Source organism: Micromonospora radicis (genome assembly GCF_003583405.1).
GTDB lineage: Bacteria > Actinomycetota > Actinomycetes > Mycobacteriales > Micromonosporaceae > Micromonospora > Micromonospora radicis.
Genome location: NZ_QXEC01000007.1, coordinates 204,155 through 224,563, shown reverse-complemented (window position 1 = coordinate 224,563; position 20,409 = coordinate 204,155). Strand labels below are relative to the sequence as shown.

Genomic DNA, 20,409 nt, shown 5'->3' with positions numbered 1-20,409 from the left:
CGTACGCCGCAGCCGACCGGCGGGGGTGGCGGGGGGGGGGGGGGGGGGGGGGGGGGGGGGGGGGGAGGGGGAGGGCGATGCCGAAGGAGCTTGTCCAGTACCTCGGCGTCCCGGGTGAAGATCGCCCGCAGCACGGGCCGGGACATCGCCTCCAGGAAGAACCGGCGCATGTACCGGTGCAGGGCGATCTCCGTTGGGTCGTCGCGCATCGCGGCCACCACTGCGCCGAGCATCGCGGCGGCCTCCCGCGCGCCGACCGCGAAGAACACCTGCTCGCGGCTGCGCCAGTGCAGGTACACGGTGGGCCTCGCCCGGGCCGAGTCGCCTGGCGTCCGTAGACCTGCCGCAGGGCCCCTTCCGCAACGCTTCGTGTTGGGGAAGGGGCCCTGCTCAACATTCGTGTGCTGGACTGCTGTTCACTTCAGGTGGTACGCCTTGGTGATCCGTTGGGTCACCGTGTTGCCGGCGCTGTCCTTGGCGGTGGCGCGAAGCGACACGTGGCCGGCGCCGTTCGGGTGTTGCAGGGTGGCACTCCAGTCCCGGCCGGCCTTCTTTACCGTGGCCTGTTGCCAGGTCGTTCCGCCGTCGTAGGAGACCTCGACGGTGAGCGACACCGTCTTCGCCGCGGCGGTGCCGGTCTGGCGCTGCACCTGGATCGGGATGACGAAGGGGCGGCCGGCCGGGGCGGCGTTGCCGTCGTCGAGTGACGGCGTGAACCTGATCACCGAGGCGGGCTGCCGGACGTAGCGGTTGCCGACGTTCCGCGACTGGAAGGTCCAGCTGGCGGACACCTCCGTGCTCAGGCTCGTGAAGCTCTGCCGCATCGACGACTCGATCCGGTAGGTGGCGTTGCCGTCGGGCAGCTCCCACGACCCCACGCCGAACGGATACTCGCTGACCAGCTTGCCGTTGCGGTAGAGCGCCGTGCGTACGGTGTCAAGCACCGTGCCGCCGGTGTGCCGTGCGGCGTCGCTGTGCAGCGGCACGCTGAAACTCAGGTAGTTGCCCCACCGGATGATGCCGTCGTCCGACGTGCGCGGTGCGGGGAACGAGGGCCCGTAGGGCCCACGGTTCCAGGTGTCCTGATAGGTCCGGCCGGCCTGGTACGTCGTCGCGTCCGACGACAGGTCGGCCACCCAGTCAAGCCGTCCCTCCTCGGCCGGCACACCGAACAGCAGGAAGCCATGCCAACTGCCGCTGTTGGTGTTGAAGTACTCGACGCGCTTGCCGGGGACCGTGGTGGGCAGTTCGAGGCCCCACACACCGGTCTGGTAGTTCCTGATCTCCGGGTAGGTGAACTTGATGGCCTCCGTGCCGGGGTAACCGATGGGGAACTGTTGCTCGACCCTGGCCAGGTCGCCACTGCGGTAGTGCTTGTTAAGGCCGGTCGGCATGCGGCCCGGGAAGGTCTCGCCCACGCCGTAGAAGTAGCTGCTGTGGTCGGTGTCGAGGTCGGCCCAGTGGCTGATCACCACGCCCTGGAATCGCTCGGGTGCGACGGGCCGGCCGAGTTGGCCGGTGGCGAGACCGGTGAAGTCGGAGGCAAGGATTCCCCAGATCTGCACGTACTCGTCACTGAGGTACCTGGCGTTGACATCGACCAGGCCCGGTGTCGCAGATCGTTGCGGCACGGTCATGCGTACCGGACGCGCCTGTCGCGTGTCGATGGTGAGCGTGGTGGCACTATCCACCACCAACTCGGGCTGCACCAGCAGCGTCGCGGTCCCGTTCTCGGGGTCGAACAGGTGGCTGTTCACCCCGTACCGGCCCTTGGGCAGGCGCAGCTGCGCGGTACCCGAAGGGTCGTAGGCGGACACGACGTCGAAGCCGTCCAGCTGGTTGAGGACGGTGCGGTAGTCGCCCGTCGCGGCACCGTCGGCACCCAGGTGACGGATCGTCACCGGGTAGCTCTCCTCCTCCTTCTCGACCGCCAGCGGGGTGACCACCACGGTGTCTGCCGAGCTGGCGACGAGCCGGCCGCTGTAATGGCCGTTCGGGCTGCTGATGCTGGTGTCGGCCGTGACGGTGACCGAGACCGAACCTTGGGCGGGCACCACGACTCGCGGCGTGCTCACCGTGAACATGCCGGCCGGCGCCGGTGCGCCACCGGGGCCGGTGGGGTTCCACGCGAGGTCCAGGGTGACCGCCTCGGTGCCGGTGTTGCGCCAACTCACCGTGCGGGTGATCGGCGCGTTGTCGTCGTGCGGCCAGAGTGCCCGGCCGAACGACACACTCGCCGGCTCGCTGACCACCCGCTGGGTGATCGCCCGCGCCAGGTCGACCCGACCGGCGCCGGCCTCGAACACGGTCTGCTGCGCATCGGGCTTAGCCGAGGCCATGAGCAGGGCCTTGAGCTGTTCCGCCGGCAACTCGCCGTGTTGCTGGGCGAGCAGCGCCGCCGCGCCGGCAACGTGCGGCGTGGCCATCGACGTACCGGAGAGCACGACGTAGTCGTCTCCACCGGGGTATTCGGACAAGGTGCCCTTGCTGCGGGCGGCGAGGATGTCCACCCCCGGGGCGGTGATGTCCGGCTTCGGCCCACCGTCACCGGCTCGCGGGCCCCTGCTGGAGAAGTCGGCCAGGTTGTCGGTGCGGTCGACCGCACCGACGGCGAGTGCCGCGTCCGCGCTGGCCGGCGAGTTGACCGTGCCGGCCCCGCCGTCGTTGCCGGCCGCGACCACGAACAGCGCCCCGGTCTGCTTGGTCAGCCTGTCGACTGCCTCCTCCAGCGGGTCGATGCCGGGTTCGTCGTACCCACCCAGGCTCATGTTGATCACGTGGGCCCGCTTGTCGACGGCGGCCCACTGCATACCTGCGAGGATCGCCGATTCGGAGCAGCCGTAGTCCTCGCAGACCTTGCCGGAGTAGAGGGTCGCGTCCGGGGCCACGCCCCGGTTACGGCCTCCGGAGGCGGCGCCGCTGCCGGCGATGGTCGAGGCGACGTGGGTGCCGTGCCCGACGGTGTCGCCCGGGTCCTCGTCCTCGCTGAAGTTGACCGCGTCGGCGATGCGCCCGACCAGATCCGGGTGTTCGGCGTCGACGCCGGTGTCCAGCACCGCCACCCGAATCCCCTGACCGGTGAGTCCGGTCTGGTGCGCGGCGGGAGCGCCGATCTGCGGGGCGCTGTGTTCCAGACGTACCTTCCGTTTGCCGTCCAGCCAGACCCGCTCGACGCCGCCGGTCGCCGCCCGGGCGGCCGACCCGCCGCCGGTGACCGTGCCCCAGAACTGGCCAGGCTGTCGCTTGTCGGCGGTGGCCGCGACAGCACCGACAGCGGCCAGGTCGCGGGTCACGGTCACTCCGGCCGGCGCTGCCGTACGCCGCGCCGCGCCGTTGCCGTAGGTGAGGATCAGCGGGATGTTCGCCCGTGTGGCGTCGTCGTAGCCGGCGGCGATCAGCCCCTGCACGTCGAAGAGCCGGGGGTCGACCCGGCCATCGCGCACCAGCGGCAGGGCATCCTGCGGGATCACCAGCAGCTTGTCCCCCTGCCGCTGCGTCACGAAGCGCATGCCCGACCGGCCCTCGCCGGGACGGACGCTCGCCCCGCCCGCGGCGCGGACGGTGACCCGGTCCCCGGTGATCAGGGTGACGGTCGCCTGGCCGGTGGACACCGGTTGACCGGGGCTTAGGTGGGGGAGCCGTGGTGGCTCCGGCCGGTACGGGGTGGCCGTAGCAGTGCCCGGTACCCCGAGTACCAGGCCCATCACCAGCCCGAAGCCAGCGATTCTTCTACCTCGACGCAACTGATTCCTCCCTCGGAAGCGTCTTCGTCGATGAGAGGCCCATCGACAGCCGAAAGAGTTGCATACTGAGTATGTAGACACAAGTCGAGAGGTCAACGGCGTCGACCCCTCCTCGGCGATCGACACCATCGCCAGGCCGAGGTCGGCGGTGAGCGCGCCGTACGAGGCGGTCTGCGCGAGCAGGCTCAACGCATCCAGAACGTCCGGCGGACGCGACGCGGACACCGGTGCCGACCGCACCGCGGCCAGCACCAGATCCAGCACGCCGCTGGCCCGGCCCGGACCAGCGGGGCGGCCCGGTCGGGGCGGCCTGCCACGAGGGCGGCCCGCGCCGCCGCGAGCGTGCGTTCGACCCGTCCGGCGGGATCCTGGGAAAGCTCGGCCGCCCGTTCCAGGAAGGCCGCCGCGGCCACCACACCGCCGCGCGACTGAGCGCGGGCGGCCGATCGTACGAGTTCGGCGGCGGCACCGTCGTCGGGGCCGGCGCTGGCCTGGGCGCGGTGCCAGGCTCGCCGGTCCGGATCGGTGTCGGCGCTGGTCGCCTCGGCCAGTGCCCGGTGCGCCTGTTGCAGTTCCGACCGGATGCCGCCGGGTAGACCGCGGAGCGGGCCAGTGGGTGGCAGAAGCGGACGCCGCGAGAAGCGTCGGTCGTCGACGTGAGCCGGGGCGGCACCGACGCCACCCTCGCCACGCCGATCTGACGCGCTGGCCACCGCTGCGAGCCTCTCGCGGACTGGGCCGGACAGTGCCGTCCGGCACCCCGCCTCAGGAGGGAACGACAGTGACGTGGGCGGGACGGTCCGTGCCGCCATCGGCCATCCGGCTCAGCGCCCGGTCGACGCTGTCCAGGTCGAACGACTCTCCGGACAACGCCCGCAGATCCACGGCGTCGGTGGCCAGGATCTGTAGCGCGCTGGTGAGGGCCCAGGACTGTCGGGCGGCCACTCCCCGCACCGTCACCTCCCGCTGGTACAGCAAGTCCGTCGGCACGGCGTCGGTCAGCCGGCCCCGTTTGGCGCCCGCCACCACGATCCGGCCACCGAGGGCGGCGCACCTGATCGCGGTCGGGAGGGTCGTCGTGGCCAGCGGGACCGCGTCGACCACCACGTCGGCCCCGGCCCCGGCGGTCATCGCGTTGACGACGTCGGTCAGATCCTCGTCGTCGACCTGGACCACGCGGTCGGCGCCGAGGCGGCGGGCGGCCTCCAACCGTGCCCCGTCGCGGGCGGTTCCGGAGACGATCACCGTGCCGGCGCCGAGCAGCCGGGCGGCCACGACGCAGGCGAGCCCGCTCTGACCGGGGCCCTGGATCACCACGGTGTCGCCCGGCCGAAGTGCACCGGCGTCGCGGATCCAGGACAGTCCGTTGGACAGCGGGATGGCCAGGGTCGCGGTGTCGGCGGCAACACCCTCGGGGAGCGGGTGGTGCAGGGCGTGCGCCGGCACCGTCAGGTACTCGGCGAACCCACCGAGGGGATCGGCCCCGGGCCGCAGCGTGTTGGCCCCGTATCTGGTGCCGTACGGGCATCTGCGGTGGGCGCCGGCCAGGCAGTGCCCACAGCTGTGGCAGGGGATGAGTTCTTCGAGCAGGATCCGGTCACCGGGGCGTAGGCGCCGCCGGGAAGCGGCCGCGGCGCCGATGGCGACCACGGTCGCGGCGATCTCGTGCCCCATGACGACCGGATAGAGCTGTTCGTCCCGTTCGCCGGTGTAGATGGAGACGTCGCTGCCGCAGACGCCGCAGGCATCCACCCGTACGAGCGCCTCGTCGTCGGCGGGACGGCGCAGCGGCATCCGTTCGATGGTGATCGCGCGGGGTGCACGCAGGACTGCCGTGCGGCTCTCAGCCGGCAGAGTCATCCGATACCTCCTGGAGACGGGTCCGGATCATCGGTCGTCGTTCAGGCGGCCCGCAACGCGAACGTTCCGGTGACCGGAATCGGATGCCGGCTCCGGTGGCCGTACCACTGAGTGAGTCGGGTTTCTTGGCCCAACTCTCGACCGGCGCCAAGCATGTCCCCACCAGTGAAAGCGACGGCACCGAGTTGAGGGAGTCACGTTGACGCGACCAGGCAGGGGACTCAAGTTCGGCGCGTTCATCTCGCCTATCCATTCGAACAAGGTCAATCCCACCCTCGCCCTGCAGCGGGATGTCGAGTTGGTTGAACTGCTCGAACGGCTCGGGTTCGACGAGGCGTGGGTCGGCGAGCACCACTCGACGGGGTGGGAGTACATCGCCTCGCCCGAGGTGTTTCTCGCCTACGCGGCGGCGCGTACCCACCGCATTCGCCTCGGTGCCGGCGTGGTGTCGCTTCCGTACCACCATCCGCTCAACGTGGCCGATCGGTTTGTCCTGCTGGACCACCTCAGCCGGGGGCGGGCGGTGCTGGGGGTGGGGCCCGGAGCGTTGCCGTACGACGCCGAGGCGATCGGTATCGACACCGTCGAGACCCGGCCACGCATGGAACAGTCACTCGACGCGATCATGGCCCTCCTCAAGGGGGACCGGGTCTCCATCAACACCAACTGGTTCCAGTTGGATCGGGCGGCGTTGCAGCTGATGCCGTACCAACCCGGTGGTCTCGAAATCGCCGTCGCGGCGACCATCTCGCCCAACGGGCCCCGGTTGGCCGGCCGGCTCGGCGCATCCCTGCTGTCCATGAACGCCACCCAGCGCGCCGGTTTCAACGTGCTCGCCGAGCACTGGAGCATCATGGAGGAACAGTCGCAGCGCTATGGCACCACCGTGGACCGTGGGGCCTGGCGGATGGTCGGACCGATGTACCTGGCCGAAACCGAGGAGCAGGCACTCAAAGACGTCGAGAAGGGCCTCGACGAGTGGTGCTACTACGCCGGAACCGTCAGTACCCTGCCCATCCTCCCGCCGAGCGGGAAGGTCGACGGCTCCTGGGCCAAGACCCTCGTCGACACCGGCTTCGCCGTGATCGGCACCCCTGAGCAGGCCATCGCCCAACTGGAACGGCTCCAGGAGCAGACCGGCGGCTTCGGCACCTACCTCATCTGGGCCAACGACTGGGCCTCGGTGGAGAACACCCGCCGCTCGTACGAGTTGTTCGCCAGCGAGGTCATGCCGCACTTCAGCCCGGGCAGCCAATCCCTGATCGAGGCTGAGGAGTGGGCGGTGCTGCGGCGGCCCGATCTCACGCCGTCGGTGCTCGCCGCGCGCGAGAAGGCCCGGATGCAGTTCGAGATCGAGCGTGCGGCCTCACCCACGCCCGGATCGGCCACGGGCTGACCATGGAAACGCTGTGGAACGCGCTGCTCGGCGTCAACATGCGCCACCTCGACGTCGGTGGCGTCCGTACCCGCATCGTGGAGGCCGGGTCCGGGCCGCCACTGATCCTGCTACATGGCACCGGCGGTCACGTCGAGGGCTGGGCCCACAACGTGCGGGCGCTGTCGGCGCACTTCCGGGTCGTCGCGATGGACCTGGTGGGCCACGGGCTCAGCGACAAACCCCGCGACCTGGCGTACGTCGTGAGCGACTACACGGCGCACGTACGTGCGCTGCTCGCCGCGTTGGGCATCAGCCGGGCACACTTCGCCGGTGTCTCGTTGGGGGCCTGGGTGGCGTCCTGGTTGGCGATGGAAAGTCCCGACCTGGTCGACCGGATGGTCAACTGCGTCGGCGCGGTGTTCCGCTGGCCCGAGGGCGAGCAGGAGGTGGAGTCCAGTGAACGCCGCCGCCTGATCCGGGCCAACAACGCGCTCACCGCCGTGACCCGGGAGACGGTCCGGGCCCGCCTGCACACCCTCTTCCACGACCCGACGCTGTGCTCGGAGGAGCTGGTCGACCTGCGGCTGCGGCTGTATTCGCTGCCCGGCGTACCGGAGCTGCTGCCGAAGCTGCACCACATGATCCCCTACGACTCGCCGGCGCGGCAGCGCTTCGGCCTCACCGAGCAGCACCTGGCGAAGATCGCCGCGCCGACCCTCTACCTCTGGGGTGAACACAACCCCGCAGGCTCGGTGGCCGGGGCACGCCGCGCCGCCCGCCTCACCCCGCACGGCGAGCTGATCGTCATCCCCGACACCGGCCACTGGCCGCAGTGGGAACGACCGGCCGCGTTCAACGCCCACGTCATCGAATTCCTCCGCCGCACCGAGTCGTGAAGGAGTTGCCACGATGCTCCAGCGAATGGTGGTCTGTGCCGCACACAGCCCGTTGATCGACAGCGCCGACGCCGGTACGGCGGGGCGCGACTTCCTGCAGGCGGTGGCCGAGGCGAAGGACCGGATCGCCACCTTCGACCCGGAACTGGTGGTGTTCTTCGGTCCCGACCACTCCCGGGCGTTTACCAATCTGGTGCCGGCGGTGACCGTGGTGACCTCCGCCCACGGCTACGGCGACTGGGGCACCTCCACGGCGGCGTACGCCGTGGACACCCAGGTCGCCGAAGAGTTGGGCGCCGCGCTCGTCGATCGGACCTTCGACGTGGCGCTCGGCGCGGACATCGCACTGGACCACGGGTTCGGTCAGACCTTCCAGCAACTGTTCGGCACGCTCGGTGCGCTGCCCAGCCTGCCGATCGTGCTGAACTGCGCCAGGCCGCCCCGGCAACGGGTCGACCGGGCCATCGAACTGGGGCGCGCCGTGGGACAGGTGATCGCCGGCACCGGTCGCCGGGTGCTGTACGTGGCCTCCGGCGGCCTGTCCCACCAGCCACCGTCGATGCGGGCACACGTCACCACACTGCCCGAAGCGCAACGCGAGGCGGTCGCCCGGCGCAGCATCGCGCAGGCGGCCGAACACATCGACGCGGACTGGGACGACCGGTTCCTGCGCCACCTGTGCACGTCGGACTGGGCCGCGCTGCGCCGAATCGACGACGTCGAACTCGACGCCGTCGGCTCCGGCACCCACGAGATCCGCACCTGGGTCGCGGCCTGGGCCGCCGCCGCGCCGTCCCAGGGCGACTTCACCTACCGCCCGGTTCCCGAATGGATCACCGGGATGGGCGTCGCGGTCGGCGCCGGCTAACCCGATGCGCACCAGCGACGACATTGACCCGAGAAACCAAGGAGAGGTTGGCCTGCCATGCTGATCGTAGGAATCGGCGGAACCGTCAGCCCGGTCTCGTCCAGCGACCAGGCGCTGCGGACCACGATGACGGAGATCTCCCGGCTCGGCGCCGACACCCGGCTGTTCACCGGGGAGTTCCTCAAGGCGCTGCCCACGTACGACCCCACCGCACCGGCCCGTACCGCCGCCGCGGCGGACTTCGTCGGCGAACTGCGCCGCGCCTCCGGCATCGTGCTCTCCGGTGCGGCGTACCACGGCACGGTCTCCGGCATGTTCAAGAACGCCCTCGACTACACCGAGGACCTGGCGCTGGACAGCCCGCCCTACTTCTCCGGGCGGCCGGTCGGCTGCATCGCCGTGGCGAAGGGCTGGCAGGCGGGGGTCGGCACGTTGACCACGCTGCGCAGTATCGTGCACGCCCTGCGCGGCTGGCCGACACCGTACGGCTGCGTCGTCAACACCAGTCCCGGCGCCGGCCCGGGCAGCGGCCTCGACGGTGCCCGCGACGGCCTGTGCCTGCTCGCCGGAGAGCTGTACCAGGCGGCCCAGTTGTTCGACTCCCGCGCGACGGTGGCCGCCAAGTGACCGACCCGGAGATCGGCCGCACCCTGCGCCACGGCCCGTTCACCACCAACTACCACGATGCCGGCGACGGTGAGGTGGTCCTGCTCATCCACGGCTCGGGGCCCGGCGTGACCGCGTGGGCGAACTGGCGGCTGGTGCTGCCGGAACTGAGCCGTACGCACCGGGTGCTCGCCCCGGACGTGGCCGGCTTCGGTTACACCGAGACCAGCGGCGACGAACACGGTCTCGACGTCTGGCTGCGCCACCTGACGAGTTTCCTCGACGAACTGGCGGTGGAACGGGTCCGCGTCGTCGGAAACTCCTTCGGCGGCGCACTCGCCCTCTGGTTCGCCGTGACCCACCCGCACCGGGTCGAACGGATCGTCCTGATGGGCAGCGTCGGCACCGAGTTTCCGCTGACCGCCGGTCTGGACGCCGTCTGGGGATACGAACCCTCGGTCGAGGCGATGGAAGAGCTGTTGACCTACTTCGTGCACGACCGTTCCGCCCTGCCGCCGTCGCTGGCCGAGCAGCGGTACCGGGCCTCGACCAAGCCCGGCGCGCAGGAGCGTTGGGCGGCCATGTTCCCCGCCCCCCGGCAACGGTGGATCGACGAACTCGCCGTCTCCCGATCCCGGCTGGCGACCCTGCGGCAACCGACCCTGCTGGTGCACGGACGCGAGGACCAGGTCATTCCGCTGGAGTCGTCGCTGCGGCTGCTGGACGCCATCGACGACGCGACGCTGCACGTGTTTCCGCACACCGGACACTGGGTGCAGATCGAACGCGCCGACGAGTTCACCCGACTCGTCGTCGACTTTCTCGGCGGCCGGGCCGCCGGTGGTGCCGCGACCGAACGCGCGGGAACCGTGGGCGGCGATCGTGACCGATGACCGGATCCGGGCCGCCGCCGCCGCGCTGGAGGCCGCCGAACGTCACGCCCGACCGGTCGGTCGCGTGTCCGGTCCACCCTGGTGGATCCGACCACAGGACGCCTACCGGGTGCAGTTCGCGCAGATCGAGGCGCGGACCGCTGCCGGCGCCCGGACCGTCGGCTACAAGGTCGGCCTGACCAGCACCGGCATGCAGACCCTGCTCGGTGTCGACGAGCCGGACTTCGGCCACCTGCTCGACGACATGCGGATGCCCGACGGTGGCGTGCTCGACGCGACCGAACTGCTCTGGCCACGAGCCGAACCGGAACTCGCCCTGGTCCTCGCCGCGCCGCTCGGATCGACGCAGGTGACCGCCGAGGAGGTACGGGCCGCGACCGGCACGGTGCACTGCGCGCTGGAGATCGTGGACAGCCGCATCGAGAACTGGGACATCGCCTGGCCGGACACGGTCGCCGACAACGGATCCGGTGCGCGGTTCGCCCTCGGACCGGGACAACCCTGCCCGGCCGACGTCCGCCCGCTGACAGCGACGCTGCGCAAGAACGGCGCGACGGTGGGTTCGGCGCCGTTGTCCGAGGTCATGGGCGATCCGCTGCACGCGGTGGCGTGGCTGAGTCGCACGCTGTTCCGGCTCGGCGTCACCCTGCTGCCCGGTCAGGTCGTCCTGTCGGGATCGCCCTGTGCCGCCACCGACATCACGGCCGGAGACGAGATCACGGCCGAGATCGCCGGCCTGGCGCCGGTACGCCTGTCGGTCCGTCCCTAATCCGACCCCACCCCCGCCGGAGGAGAACCATGGTGAACATCCGCGGCGCCGACACGCCGACCGACCGGCTCCGCTGCGCCGTCGTCGGCTCCGGCAACATCGGCTCCGACCTGCTGTTGAAGCTGCGCCGCTCGACCGTGCTCGAACCGCGACTGCTGGTCGGCATCGATCCCGCGTCCGACGGCCTGCGGCGGGCCCGCAGGCTCGGCATCGAGGCCACCGCTGGCGGAGTGGACGCGCTGCTCGCGGCGGCACCCGACATCGACCTCGTCTTCGAGGCCACCTCGGCGGCGGCCCACCTCGCCAACGCACCCCGCTACCGGGCGGCCGGGCTGACCGTGCTGGACCTCACCCCGGCCGCCGTCGGACCGTACGTCGTACCCGCGGTGAACCTCACCGAGGTCCGGGCCGAACCGAATCTCAACCTGGTGACCTGCGGCGGCCAGGCGACCGTGCCGATCGTGGCGGCGATCTCCCGGATCGCGCCGGTCTCCTACGCGGAGATCGTGGCCACCATCGCCAGCCGGGCCGCCGGACCGGGCACCCGGGCCAACATCGACGAGTTCACCGAGACCACGGCCGACGCCCTGTGCCGCGTCGGCGGTGCCGCCCGGGGCAAGGCGATCATCATCCTCAATCCGGCCGATCCACCGCTCATCATGCGCAACACGGTGTTCGCCGCCGTCGCCGCCGACACCGACGTCGACGCGGTGACCGAGTCGATCGAACGGATGGTCGAGACCGTACAGGGCTACGTACCGGGGTACCGGATGAGCGCCCCGGTCCAGATCACCCCGCGCGGCGGCCCTGACGGCGGCCTCCGAGTGAGCGTGTTCCTCCAGGTCACCGGTGCCGCCGACTACCTACCGTCGTACGCCGGAAACCTGGACATCATCACCGCGGCGGCCATCGCCACCGCGGAGCGGATCCGACCGGAGCTCAAGGCGGAGGTGGGCGCATGAGCACGACCGACTCCCCGGTGGTCGATTCGACCGACCACGTCCCACCGCTGACGGGCCGGCGCATCCAGATCTGCGACACGACCCTGCGCGACGGATCCCACTCGGTGCGGCACCAGTTCTCGGCCGACGACGTGGCCACCGTCAGCGCGGGCCTGAACCGGGCCGGGGTGCCGATGGTGGAGGTCACCCACGGCGACGGACTGGGCGGGTCGTCGTTCGCCTACGGCTTCGCCCGCTGCCCGGACGACGAGCTGATCCGTACGGCTCGGGCCCAACTGACCGACTCACAGTTGGCGGCTCTGCTGCTGCCCGGCGTCGGCACCATCGAGCACCTGCGTCGCGCCGCCGATCAGGGGCTGGACGTCATCCGCGTGGCCACCCACTGCACCGAGGCGGACATCGCGGCCCAACACCTCACCGAGGGCCGCGAACTGGGCCTGGTGACGGTGGGCTTCCTGATGATGAGCCACATGCTGCCGCCGGACCGGCTGGCGGCTCAGGCTCGGGTGATGGCCGACGCCGGCGCCCAGGTCGTCTACGTCGTCGACTCCGCCGGTGCGCTGCTGCCGCATCAGGTGAGCACCCGGGTCGCCGCACTGCGGACGGCACTGCCGCCGGAGGTGTCGGTCGGGATGCACGCGCACAACAACCTGGGCTCCGGCGTACCCAACGCCCTCGCCGCGGCGATGGCCGGAGCAGACCATCTCGACGGCTCGTGCCACGGACTGGGCGCCGGTGCCGGCAACGCCGCCACCGAGGTCCTGGTCGCCGCCCTCGACCGGTGCGGCGCCGAGACCGGCATCGCCACCCAGGCCCTCATCGACGTCGCCGCGGACGACGTGGCGCGCATCTGCGCCGGGAACCTGCCCGCGCTGGACCGCACCGCCCTGCTGCTCGGCTACTGCGGCATCTACAGCTCGTTCCTGCTGCACGCTCGTCGAGCCGCGCAGCAGTACCAGGTCGCCGAGGCGGACATCATCCGGGCCCTCGGTCGGCATCGTCCCGTCGGCGGCCAGGAGGACCTGATCATCGACGTGGCGATCGCGCTGGCGCAGCGCCGCCAACCCTCCTGATCACACATCGGTCCGACGTTCCGACGAACGGAACGCCTTTCTTGTCCACCGGATCGCCGTCTCGCAGCCTGGTGGCACGGCATCAGGGTCCAGCCTCACCCGGATCCACTCGGCGATCGAAACCCCTGTCCCCGCTCAGGAACACTTAAGTGAGGTCTTCGATGCAACGTCCGTTTCTCGCCTTCTCCAGCGCGGCCCTGCTCCTGCTGATTACCGCCTGTGGCGGATCCACCGACACCCCCAGCCCCGCCGACGCCGCCGCTTCCCAGACCGGCCCGTGCACCCCCACCAGCGTCAAGGTGGCGACGCTGCCGGCTCTCGACGCCGCACCGATCTACCTCGGCAAGAAGAAGGGCTTCTTCACCGACGAGGGGATCGACCTGACGGTCGGCCCGGCCCCGGGCGGCTCGGCGACCATCGCGGCGGTCATCTCCGGCGAGAACCAGTTCGCCTACACCGCCACCCTGCCGTACATGCAGGCTCGGCTCAACGGCCTGCCCATGGTCGCCCTGAACAACGCGCAGTGGCAGGTCAAGAGCGTTGACGTGGCGGCCTCAAACGGGCACATCTTCGTCAAACAGGACAGCCCGGTGCAGAGCATCGCCGACCTTCAGGGCAAGACGATCGGCGTCAACGCCCTCAAGGGTCTGCTCCAGGTGGCCGCGACCAACGCGCTGGTGAAGGCCGGCGCCGACCCTGACAAGGTCACTTTCGTCGAGGTGCCGTTCCCCAGCACGGTGGACGCCCTCGCGGCCGGTCAGGTCGACGCCATCTTCACCGGCGAGCCGTACACGACGCTGGCCAAGCGGGCCGGCTACCGCAAGGTCGCCGACCCGTACCTGACGTTCACCCACCCGTTCCAGAGCGCCATCTACGCGACCTCGAAGAAGTACCTGCAGGATCGGCCGGATGCCGTCGCCTGCTTCCAACGGGCGCTGATCAAGTCGCTGAACTACGCGACCGAGCACGTCGACGAGGCGCGGGAGACCACCGCCGAGATCACCCAGCTGACCCCCGACGTCATCGCCGAGATGACCGCGCCGCACTGGGCGCCGGGCATCAACGTCGACTCGGCCCGGGAACAGGCCGAGGTGGCGGTCAAGTACGGGATGTTGGACAAGATGCCCGACATCGACGAGATCTTCGCCGACGCCGTACGGGCCTCATGATCCTGCACCTGTGGCGACCGGACGCGGCCGCGGGCACCAGCTCGCGGTCGCGCACCCGGCGCACCCGCAAAGCGCTCAGCGTGGCCGGCTCCACACTGCTGGCCCTGGGCTGCTGGCAGGGGATCGCCGCCTTCGCCGGCCTGCCGGCTGGCGCCTTCCCCAGCATCACGGAACTGGTCCGAGCGGCCGGCGTGGAGATCACCCAGCCGACGCTCTGGCAGGCCATCGGGCAGACCCTCAGCGGCGCGATGACCGGGCTGGCCATCGCGATCGCCGTGGGCCTGCCGCTCGGCGCGGCACTCGGCAGCAGCGACCGTGCCTTCCGCGCGGTCCGCTTCGTGCTGGAGTTCCTGCGCGCCACCCCCGCTCCGGCGATCCTGCCGCTGGTGGTCCTCCTGCTCGGCAGCGGACTGCGGATGCAGGTGCTGATGGTGGTGTTCGGCTGCGTCTTCCCGGTACTGCTGCAGACCGTCTACGGCGTACGCGACATCGATCCGCTGGCCCTGGAGACCGCCCGAGCCTTCCGGGTCGGCCGATGGCGCGCCTTCCGGTCGGTGACCCTGCCGGCGGCCCTGCCGTTCGCGTTCACCGGCATCCGGATCGCCGGCTCGATCGCGCTGCTGGTGGCGGTCGCGGTGGAGGTCCTGGTCTGGTCCTCCGGCCTGGGCGCGGGGATCAACAACGCGGCCATCGCCAACCGCCCGGCGACGATGTACGTCTTCATCGCCGTCACCGGCGCACTGGGTATCGCGATGAACGCGGCCACCTCGGTGGTGCAGCGCCACTTCCTGGACTACCAGCCCTCAGCGAGGACGTCATGACCCGCCTGGCCGGCCGGATCGGCCGATTCGCCTGGGAGATCGCCCTGCCGATCGTCGTGCTCAGCTACTGGTGGCTGGCGACCGCCGACGGTGACAACCCGTTCTTCCCACCCGCCAGTCGGGTGCTGGAGGCGTTCTGGTCCAACTGGTTCGACGAACGGTTCGTCAGCGACTTCCTGCCCAGCATGGCCCGGCTCGGTGCCAGCTATCTGCTCGCCGTCGGTATCGGCGTCGGGGCCGGCCTGCTGTTGCGGCTCTGGCGCCCGCTCGGGGAGATCGTCGAACCGCTGATCAGCTTCCTGCGCAGCATCCCGTCCGCGGCCCTGCTCCCGTTCGCGGTGCTGCTGTTCGGCATCGGCACCAACATGCAGGTCTTCCTCATCACGTTCGTCTGCGTCTGGCCGATCCTGCTCAACACCATGGACGGGGTCGCCGACACCGACCCCACCATGCTGGACACCGCGCGTGCCTTCCGGATCGGTCACCGACGGCGACTGACCCGGGTCGTCCTGATGGCCGCCGCGCCCCGGATCGCCAGCGGGATGCGGGTCAGCCTCTCGGTGGCCGTCGTCGTGATGCTCATCAGCGAGATGTTCGCCAGCACCAACGGCATCGGCTACGTGACCATCCAGGCGCAGCGGACGTTCGCCTTCGCCGACATGTGGTCCGGAATCCTGATGCTCGGCCTACTCGGCTATCTGCTCAATCTGCTGTTCGTCCGCGCCGAACGGCTGGTCCTGTCCTGGTACTACGCGAGCAAGGGCCGCTGAGGCCCGGACCAACAGAGGAGGTTGCCGTGGCGCCACTGCTGTCCGTGGAGGGAATCGGCAAGATCTACGGCGAAGGGAGATCGGCCTATCGCGCCATCGATTCGGTCACCTTCGACGTCAACGAGAGCGAGATCGTCACCGTGGTCGGGCCGTCCGGCTGCGGCAAGACGACACTACTGAAGTGCATCTCCGGTCTGCTGCCGCCGACCGACGGGCGCAGCGTCCTGAACGGCATCCCGGTCACCGAGCCGCCGGAAGGACTCGGCATCGTCTTCCAGGACTACAGCAGATCGCTGTATCCGTGGATGTCGGTCGCCCACAACGTGGCCTTTCCCCTGGCCGGGAAGGGAATTCCGAGAAACGAGATCAACGACCGGGTGGAGCGTACCCTCGCCGCGGTCGGGCTGCGCGGACAACAACGCAAGAAGCCGTTCCAGCTCTCCGGCGGCATGCAGCAGCGCGTCGCGATCGCCCGGGCGCTGGCGTACCAGCCCAAGGTGCTGTTGATGGACGAACCGTTCGCCTCGGTGGACGCGCAGACCCGCGCGGAACTCGAGGACACCGTGGTGGCGCTGCGCGCCGAGTTCAACGTGACGGTCCTGTTCATCACGCACGACATCGACGAGGCGGTCTACATGGCGGACCGCATCGTGGTGCTCACCCCACCACCGACCACCGTCAGCGAGATCGTGGAGGTCTCTCTGCCGTTTCCCCGTGACCAGATCGGCACCAAGGAACTCGCCGAGTTCGTCAAGCTCCGCAGCCACGTCTACCGGGCGGTCAAGAACCGCTGGGACGACCGGCAGCCGGGCCAGTGACGGCCCCGTCCCACTCAGCGGGGCACCACGGTAGGCAGGGCCGGCGATCTTTCCGATGCTGGGCCAGAGACAGGGAGGAAAGGATGACCACAAGCGTGAACGGTGCCGAGGGAAACGCGCTCGACCTGGTGCTTCCTGACCGGGTGCACCGCGACGTCTACACCGACCCGACGGTCTTCGAGATGGAGATGGAGAACATCTTCATGCACACCTGGGTCTACGTCGGACACGAGTCGGAGATCGCCCGTCCCGGCGACTACAAGACCACGGAGGTCGGCAACAAGCCGGTCATCCTCTCCCGCGACCGCGACGGCGCCATCCACGTGCTGATGAACCGCTGCCGGCACCGCGGCGCCACGGTGTGCCAGTGGCCGACCGGTAACGCGACCTCCTTCCGGTGCCGCTTCCACGGCTGGACCTACGACCAGGCCGGGCGGCTCACGGGCGTGGCATACCAGGAGGGCTACTCGGGCCTGGACAAGTCCGCGCTGTCGCTGGAGTCGGCACCGCTGGTCGAGTCCTACCGGGGACTGGTCTTCGCCTCGTTCGACCGGGACGTGCCGACACTGCGCGAGCACCTCGGCCCGGCGCTGGAGTTCCTGGACCGCTTCATCGACCACATCCCGGGCCACGGACTGCGGGCGGCACCGCAGGCACAGCGGCTGCGCTACCCCGCCAACTGGAAGATCCAGATGGAGAACAGCCTGGACGGATACCACGCGAACTTCACCCACGCCTCGTTCTTCTCGATCATGCAGGCACGGACCGCGCAGCCCGCCCAGTACGTCTCGGCCAAACGCACCTCCGACTCGGTGGCCCTCGGCAACGGGCACGCGATGCTCGACCAGCGGGTGGCCGCCGGCCCGGCACTACGCCGCCGGCTGGACACCCTGCCCGGCGCTCCGGCACCCGGGACGGACCTGGACGCGCTCTTCGGCGTACCGGACGGCGAGCAGCTCTACGCCGCCACCCCCGGACCCGGCTTCAACCTGGCCATCTTCCCCAATCTGGCGCTGGTGGGCATCCACCTGCGAGAGATCCACCCGGTGTCGGTGGACCGCACCGACGTGGTGCTGCGCCCGATGCTCGCCGACGGCGGCCCGGACCCGATCAACCGTCTCCGGCTGCGCTACCACGAGTTGTTCTACGGGCCGAGTGGTTTCGGGCAGCCCGACGACCTGGAGATGTTCGACCGGATCAAGGAGGGAAACTCCGCCGGCACCGACCCGTGGATCCGGCTGGATCGCGGCCTGGACCGGGAGGTGACCGAGGCCGACGGCTCCCAGCGCGGTGACATCACCGACGAGACACCCCAACGAGGCCAGTACCGGCAGTGGCGTGCGCTCATGGCCAAGCAGTGGTGACCGGCGCCCCCAACAGGTTCGTCCACGAGTCGATGAGGAGTGTGGTGATGGCGGTCGAAACCGTCCCGGCCGAACTCGCGGTCCTGCTGCGCCGGGAGGCGATGCTGCTGGACCAGCGGGACTACCACGGCTGGCTCGATCTGTTCACCGAAGACTGCCGGTACTGGATGCCCGTCGACCCGGACGCCGCCGACGAGCCGGACACCCTGTGTCATGTCTTCGACGACCACGCGCGGCTCACCGACCGGGTCTGGCGTACGGCCAACGGCGCACACACCGAGGATCCACCGGCCCGCACCGCCCGGGTACTCGGCGAACCCGTCCACCTGGCCCGCGACGCCGACGAGGTCTCCTGCTTCACCCCGTTTCTGCTGCTCTACAGCCGCCGCGGTCGGCAGGAGACCTTCGGCGGCAGCTACCAGCACCGGGCCGTGACCACCCCGGACGGCTGGCGCATCCGGGAGAAACGGATCCGACTCATCGACGGGCAGAGCGCCCTACCGGCCCTGACCATCATCTTCTGAGACCGAACCCATGTCCGACCCCGACGACGGCCTGATGGCCAGCGAGTTCGCCCTGGTCCGAGTGACCGTCGACCGGAGCGCGAACGGCCCCCGACTCAAGGTCGAGGACCTCGAGAACGGCCGCACCGTGTACCTGGAACCGCTGGAGTTGTCCAGCTTCTGCGCCGCAACCGACGACGACCGCGCGGCCTGGCTGCGGGTCGGCGCGTACCGCCGCGGCGCCGCCCCGGCGATCGACGAACCCTAGGAGGTGAACATGCCACCGACCGTGGCCGACACGATGCTCGACGTGCTGCGCGACTGGGGGATCGATCGGATCTTCAGCTGTCCGGGCAGCACCGAGGCGGCCGTCCTCGACGCGCTGACCGGCCGGACGGATCCACGCCTCGTGCTCACCACCCACGAGAGCGTGGCGGTGTCGATGGCCGACGGCCTGGCCCGGGCGACCGGCAACCCCACGGTGGCGTACCTGCACGCCAACGTGGGACTGACCAACGGCCTGAGCCACCTGTACGCCGCGCAGCTGGCCCACTCGCCGGTCGTCGTACTCAACGGGGTCAAACACCGGTCGGTACAGTCCCACGACGGCTTCACCACCGCCCGCCGGATGGCGGAACTGGTCCAGCAGTACGTCAAGTCGGCCTGGCAGTCGCAGACCGCGCAGCTGGTCCCGGAGGAGGTCAACCGGGCGATCCGGGCGTCGGTGACCGAGCCGGTCGGGCCGGTGTGGCTGGCGCTCGCCCAGGACCTGCTGGAACAGCGATGGACCGGCACCGCGCCGGACGTGTCCGCGTTCCGCTTCGAGTGTCGTGGCGCGCCGGCGCCGGACGCCGTGCGGGCCGCCGCCGACCTGATCCGCGCCGCCGAACGCCCCCTGCTGGTCGCCGGCAACGAGGTGGCTCGGTCCGATGCCGTCGACGGGGTCGTCCGGCTCAGCGAACGGTGCGGCATTCCCGTCCTGCACGAGGAGTTGCGCAGCTTCGAGCGGCCGGGCTTCCCGACCGACCACCCACACTTCCGGGGCCGCTACCACCCGCAGCATCCGCTGGTCCGCGCCGCCGACGTGATCGTGTTCCTCGGCGTCCGGCTGTTCAACGAGTTCGAGCCACCGACATCGCCGCAGATCCCGCCCGCGGCGCGGGTCGTGCACGCCCACCCCGACCCGCGCCGCCTCGGCGAGCTGCACGGGGTCGACGTCGCCCTCACCGGAGACCAGGAACTGGTCGTGTCCGCGCTGCTGACCGCACTACCCGACACACCTACCCGGCAGGTGCCCCCGCGTCCGGGCGACGAACCCCGGCCGACCGGCGGCCCGCGGACCGGGCGGCGGCTGCGCACCACCGACGTGATCGAGGTGCTGACCGACGTGCTGCGCGACCACGTCCTGGTCGCCGACGCCACCACCGCCGGCGACGAACTGCAACGCCGCGCCGTCCAGCGCGGCCCGGAGGACTTCTTCACCACCGGCTCGGGCTCGCTCGGCTGGGGCATGGGTGCCGCCCTCGGCGTCCAACTCGGCCTTCCCCATCGGCGGGTGGCGGCGATCGTCGGGGACGGGGTGTTCCAGTTCGGCATCCCGGCGCTCTGGTCGGCCGCCCGCGACCGGATCCCGGTCACCTACGTCGTGCTCAACAACGAGGGGTACGCCGCCGTCGGCCGGGCGCTGCGCCGGCTGGACGGGCGGGCCGTGCGGGTCGACGACTATCCGGGAGTCGACATCGCCGGACCACGCATCGCTGAGGTCAGCACCGCCATGGGGGTACCGGGCAGCCGGGTGGAGACCCTCACCGAACTGCGTGAACGCCTGGTGGCCAGCCGGGACGTCGAGCACCCGGTGCTGGTCGAGGTGATGACGGACCCGGCGGAGTTCCGCGGGCACGACCTGTAGAGGGGAG

General features: G+C 70.5%; 19 protein-coding genes. 16 read left to right on the top strand and 3 right to left on the bottom strand.

What is annotated here, in order from left to right:
• Positions 1 to 416: 416 nt before the first annotated feature.
• From D2L64_RS10300 to D2L64_RS10290, 3 genes are all read right to left on the bottom strand, one after another.
• Positions 417 to 3,707: a S8 family serine peptidase gene (locus D2L64_RS10300; RefSeq protein WP_407663077.1), complete on the bottom strand. Its 3,291-nt coding sequence runs from the start codon at positions 3,705 to 3,707 to the stop codon at positions 417 to 419.
• A gap of 221 nt (positions 3,708 to 3,928) precedes the next feature.
• Entirely contained in the window at positions 3,929 to 4,456 is a 528-nt protein-coding gene (locus D2L64_RS10295; protein WP_199714488.1) for a hypothetical protein, read from the bottom strand.
• 52 nt (positions 4,457 to 4,508) lie between these two features.
• Complete coding sequence (locus D2L64_RS10290; protein WP_119574763.1) at positions 4,509 to 5,603, bottom strand: zinc-dependent alcohol dehydrogenase; 1,095 nt, start codon at positions 5,601 to 5,603, stop codon at positions 4,509 to 4,511.
• 199 nt (positions 5,604 to 5,802) lie between these two features.
• On the opposite strand from D2L64_RS10290, the gene D2L64_RS10285 reads away from it, so the two are divergent.
• From D2L64_RS10285 to D2L64_RS10210, 16 genes are all read left to right on the top strand, one after another.
• Positions 5,803 to 6,999: an LLM class flavin-dependent oxidoreductase gene (locus tag D2L64_RS10285; protein ID WP_119574760.1), complete on the top strand. Its 1,197-nt coding sequence runs from the start codon at positions 5,803 to 5,805 to the stop codon at positions 6,997 to 6,999.
• Between the two features lie 2 nt (positions 7,000 to 7,001).
• Positions 7,002 to 7,877 carry an alpha/beta fold hydrolase gene (locus tag D2L64_RS10280; protein ID WP_119574758.1) on the top strand — a complete coding sequence of 292 codons (876 nt, stop codon included), beginning with the start codon at positions 7,002 to 7,004 and terminating at the stop codon, positions 7,875 to 7,877.
• A 13-nt stretch (positions 7,878 to 7,890) separates the two neighbouring features.
• Positions 7,891 to 8,745: a DODA-type extradiol aromatic ring-opening family dioxygenase gene (locus tag D2L64_RS10275; protein ID WP_119574756.1), complete on the top strand. Its 855-nt coding sequence runs from the start codon at positions 7,891 to 7,893 to the stop codon at positions 8,743 to 8,745.
• A 57-nt stretch (positions 8,746 to 8,802) separates the two neighbouring features.
• Positions 8,803 to 9,372: an NADPH-dependent FMN reductase gene (locus tag D2L64_RS10270; protein ID WP_119574754.1), complete on the top strand. Its 570-nt coding sequence runs from the start codon at positions 8,803 to 8,805 to the stop codon at positions 9,370 to 9,372.
• Positions 9,369 to 10,244 (top strand): alpha/beta fold hydrolase, encoded by an 876-nt coding sequence (locus D2L64_RS10265; protein WP_119574752.1) that lies wholly within the window; start codon positions 9,369 to 9,371, stop codon positions 10,242 to 10,244. Before D2L64_RS10270 ends, D2L64_RS10265 begins: the two co-directional genes overlap by 4 nt.
• Complete coding sequence (locus D2L64_RS10260; RefSeq protein ID WP_147376224.1) at positions 10,234 to 11,013, top strand: 2-keto-4-pentenoate hydratase; 780 nt, start codon at positions 10,234 to 10,236, stop codon at positions 11,011 to 11,013. The genes D2L64_RS10265 and D2L64_RS10260 overlap by 11 nt, the downstream gene beginning before the upstream one ends.
• A 29-nt stretch (positions 11,014 to 11,042) precedes the next feature.
• Positions 11,043 to 11,975 (top strand): acetaldehyde dehydrogenase (acetylating), encoded by a 933-nt coding sequence (locus D2L64_RS10255; RefSeq protein WP_119574748.1) that lies wholly within the window; start codon positions 11,043 to 11,045, stop codon positions 11,973 to 11,975.
• The gene (dmpG, locus tag D2L64_RS10250) at positions 11,972 to 13,048 is read left to right on the top strand and encodes a 4-hydroxy-2-oxovalerate aldolase (RefSeq protein ID WP_119574746.1); all 1,077 of its coding nucleotides are present in this window, start codon (positions 11,972 to 11,974) and stop codon (positions 13,046 to 13,048) included. The genes D2L64_RS10255 and dmpG overlap by 4 nt, the downstream gene beginning before the upstream one ends.
• A gap of 161 nt (positions 13,049 to 13,209) precedes the next feature.
• The gene (locus D2L64_RS10245; RefSeq protein ID WP_119574744.1) at positions 13,210 to 14,217 is read left to right on the top strand and encodes an ABC transporter substrate-binding protein; all 1,008 of its coding nucleotides are present in this window, start codon (positions 13,210 to 13,212) and stop codon (positions 14,215 to 14,217) included.
• A complete protein-coding gene (locus tag D2L64_RS10240) occupies positions 14,214 to 15,038 on the top strand; it encodes an ABC transporter permease (RefSeq protein ID WP_119574742.1) in 825 nt (274 codons plus the stop codon). Before D2L64_RS10245 ends, D2L64_RS10240 begins: the two co-directional genes overlap by 4 nt.
• Positions 15,035 to 15,808: an ABC transporter permease gene (locus D2L64_RS10235; protein ID WP_119574740.1), complete on the top strand. Its 774-nt coding sequence runs from the start codon at positions 15,035 to 15,037 to the stop codon at positions 15,806 to 15,808. Before D2L64_RS10240 ends, D2L64_RS10235 begins: the two co-directional genes overlap by 4 nt.
• Positions 15,809 to 15,834: 26 nt before the next feature.
• The gene (locus tag D2L64_RS10230) at positions 15,835 to 16,626 is read left to right on the top strand and encodes an ABC transporter ATP-binding protein (RefSeq protein WP_233558895.1); all 792 of its coding nucleotides are present in this window, start codon (positions 15,835 to 15,837) and stop codon (positions 16,624 to 16,626) included.
• 83 nt (positions 16,627 to 16,709) lie between these two features.
• Complete coding sequence (locus D2L64_RS10225; RefSeq protein ID WP_119574738.1) at positions 16,710 to 17,990, top strand: aromatic ring-hydroxylating oxygenase subunit alpha; 1,281 nt, start codon at positions 16,710 to 16,712, stop codon at positions 17,988 to 17,990.
• A 47-nt stretch (positions 17,991 to 18,037) separates the two neighbouring features.
• On the top strand, positions 18,038 to 18,514 hold the full coding sequence (locus tag D2L64_RS10220; RefSeq protein ID WP_158603491.1) for an aromatic-ring-hydroxylating dioxygenase subunit beta: 477 nt from the start codon (positions 18,038 to 18,040) through the stop codon (positions 18,512 to 18,514).
• Positions 18,515 to 18,524: 10 nt separating this feature from the next.
• Entirely contained in the window at positions 18,525 to 18,761 is a 237-nt protein-coding gene (locus D2L64_RS10215; protein WP_119574734.1) for a hypothetical protein, read from the top strand.
• Between the two features lie 9 nt (positions 18,762 to 18,770).
• On the top strand, positions 18,771 to 20,402 hold the full coding sequence (locus D2L64_RS10210; RefSeq protein WP_147376222.1) for a thiamine pyrophosphate-binding protein: 1,632 nt from the start codon (positions 18,771 to 18,773) through the stop codon (positions 20,400 to 20,402).
• Positions 20,403 to 20,409: the final 7 nt, after the last annotated feature.

What these genes read in the sequence shown, in the direction of transcription:
- D2L64_RS10210 (WP_147376222.1), top strand. Translation starts at nt 18,771, where the DNA reads ATGCCACCGACCGTGGCCGACACGATGCTCGACGTGCTGCGCGACTGG.
- D2L64_RS10225 (WP_119574738.1), top strand. Translation starts at nt 16,710, where the DNA reads ATGACCACAAGCGTGAACGGTGCCGAGGGAAACGCGCTCGACCTGGTG.
- D2L64_RS10240 (WP_119574742.1), top strand. Translation starts at nt 14,214, where the DNA reads ATGATCCTGCACCTGTGGCGACCGGACGCGGCCGCGGGCACCAGCTCG.
- D2L64_RS10255 (WP_119574748.1), top strand. Translation starts at nt 11,043, where the DNA reads ATGGTGAACATCCGCGGCGCCGACACGCCGACCGACCGGCTCCGCTGC.
- D2L64_RS10275 (WP_119574756.1), top strand. Translation starts at nt 7,891, where the DNA reads ATGCTCCAGCGAATGGTGGTCTGTGCCGCACACAGCCCGTTGATCGAC.
- D2L64_RS10290 (WP_119574763.1), bottom strand. Translation starts at nt 5,603, where the DNA reads ATGACTCTGCCGGCTGAGAGCCGCACGGCAGTCCTGCGTGCACCCCGC.
- D2L64_RS10245 (WP_119574744.1), top strand. Translation starts at nt 13,210, where the DNA reads ATGCAACGTCCGTTTCTCGCCTTCTCCAGCGCGGCCCTGCTCCTGCTG.
- D2L64_RS10270 (WP_119574754.1), top strand. Translation starts at nt 8,803, where the DNA reads ATGCTGATCGTAGGAATCGGCGGAACCGTCAGCCCGGTCTCGTCCAGC.
- D2L64_RS10280 (WP_119574758.1), top strand. Translation starts at nt 7,002, where the DNA reads ATGGAAACGCTGTGGAACGCGCTGCTCGGCGTCAACATGCGCCACCTC.
- D2L64_RS10235 (WP_119574740.1), top strand. Translation starts at nt 15,035, where the DNA reads ATGACCCGCCTGGCCGGCCGGATCGGCCGATTCGCCTGGGAGATCGCC.
- D2L64_RS10215 (WP_119574734.1), top strand. Translation starts at nt 18,525, where the DNA reads ATGTCCGACCCCGACGACGGCCTGATGGCCAGCGAGTTCGCCCTGGTC.
- D2L64_RS10220 (WP_158603491.1), top strand. Translation starts at nt 18,038, where the DNA reads ATGGCGGTCGAAACCGTCCCGGCCGAACTCGCGGTCCTGCTGCGCCGG.
- dmpG (WP_119574746.1), top strand. Translation starts at nt 11,972, where the DNA reads ATGAGCACGACCGACTCCCCGGTGGTCGATTCGACCGACCACGTCCCA.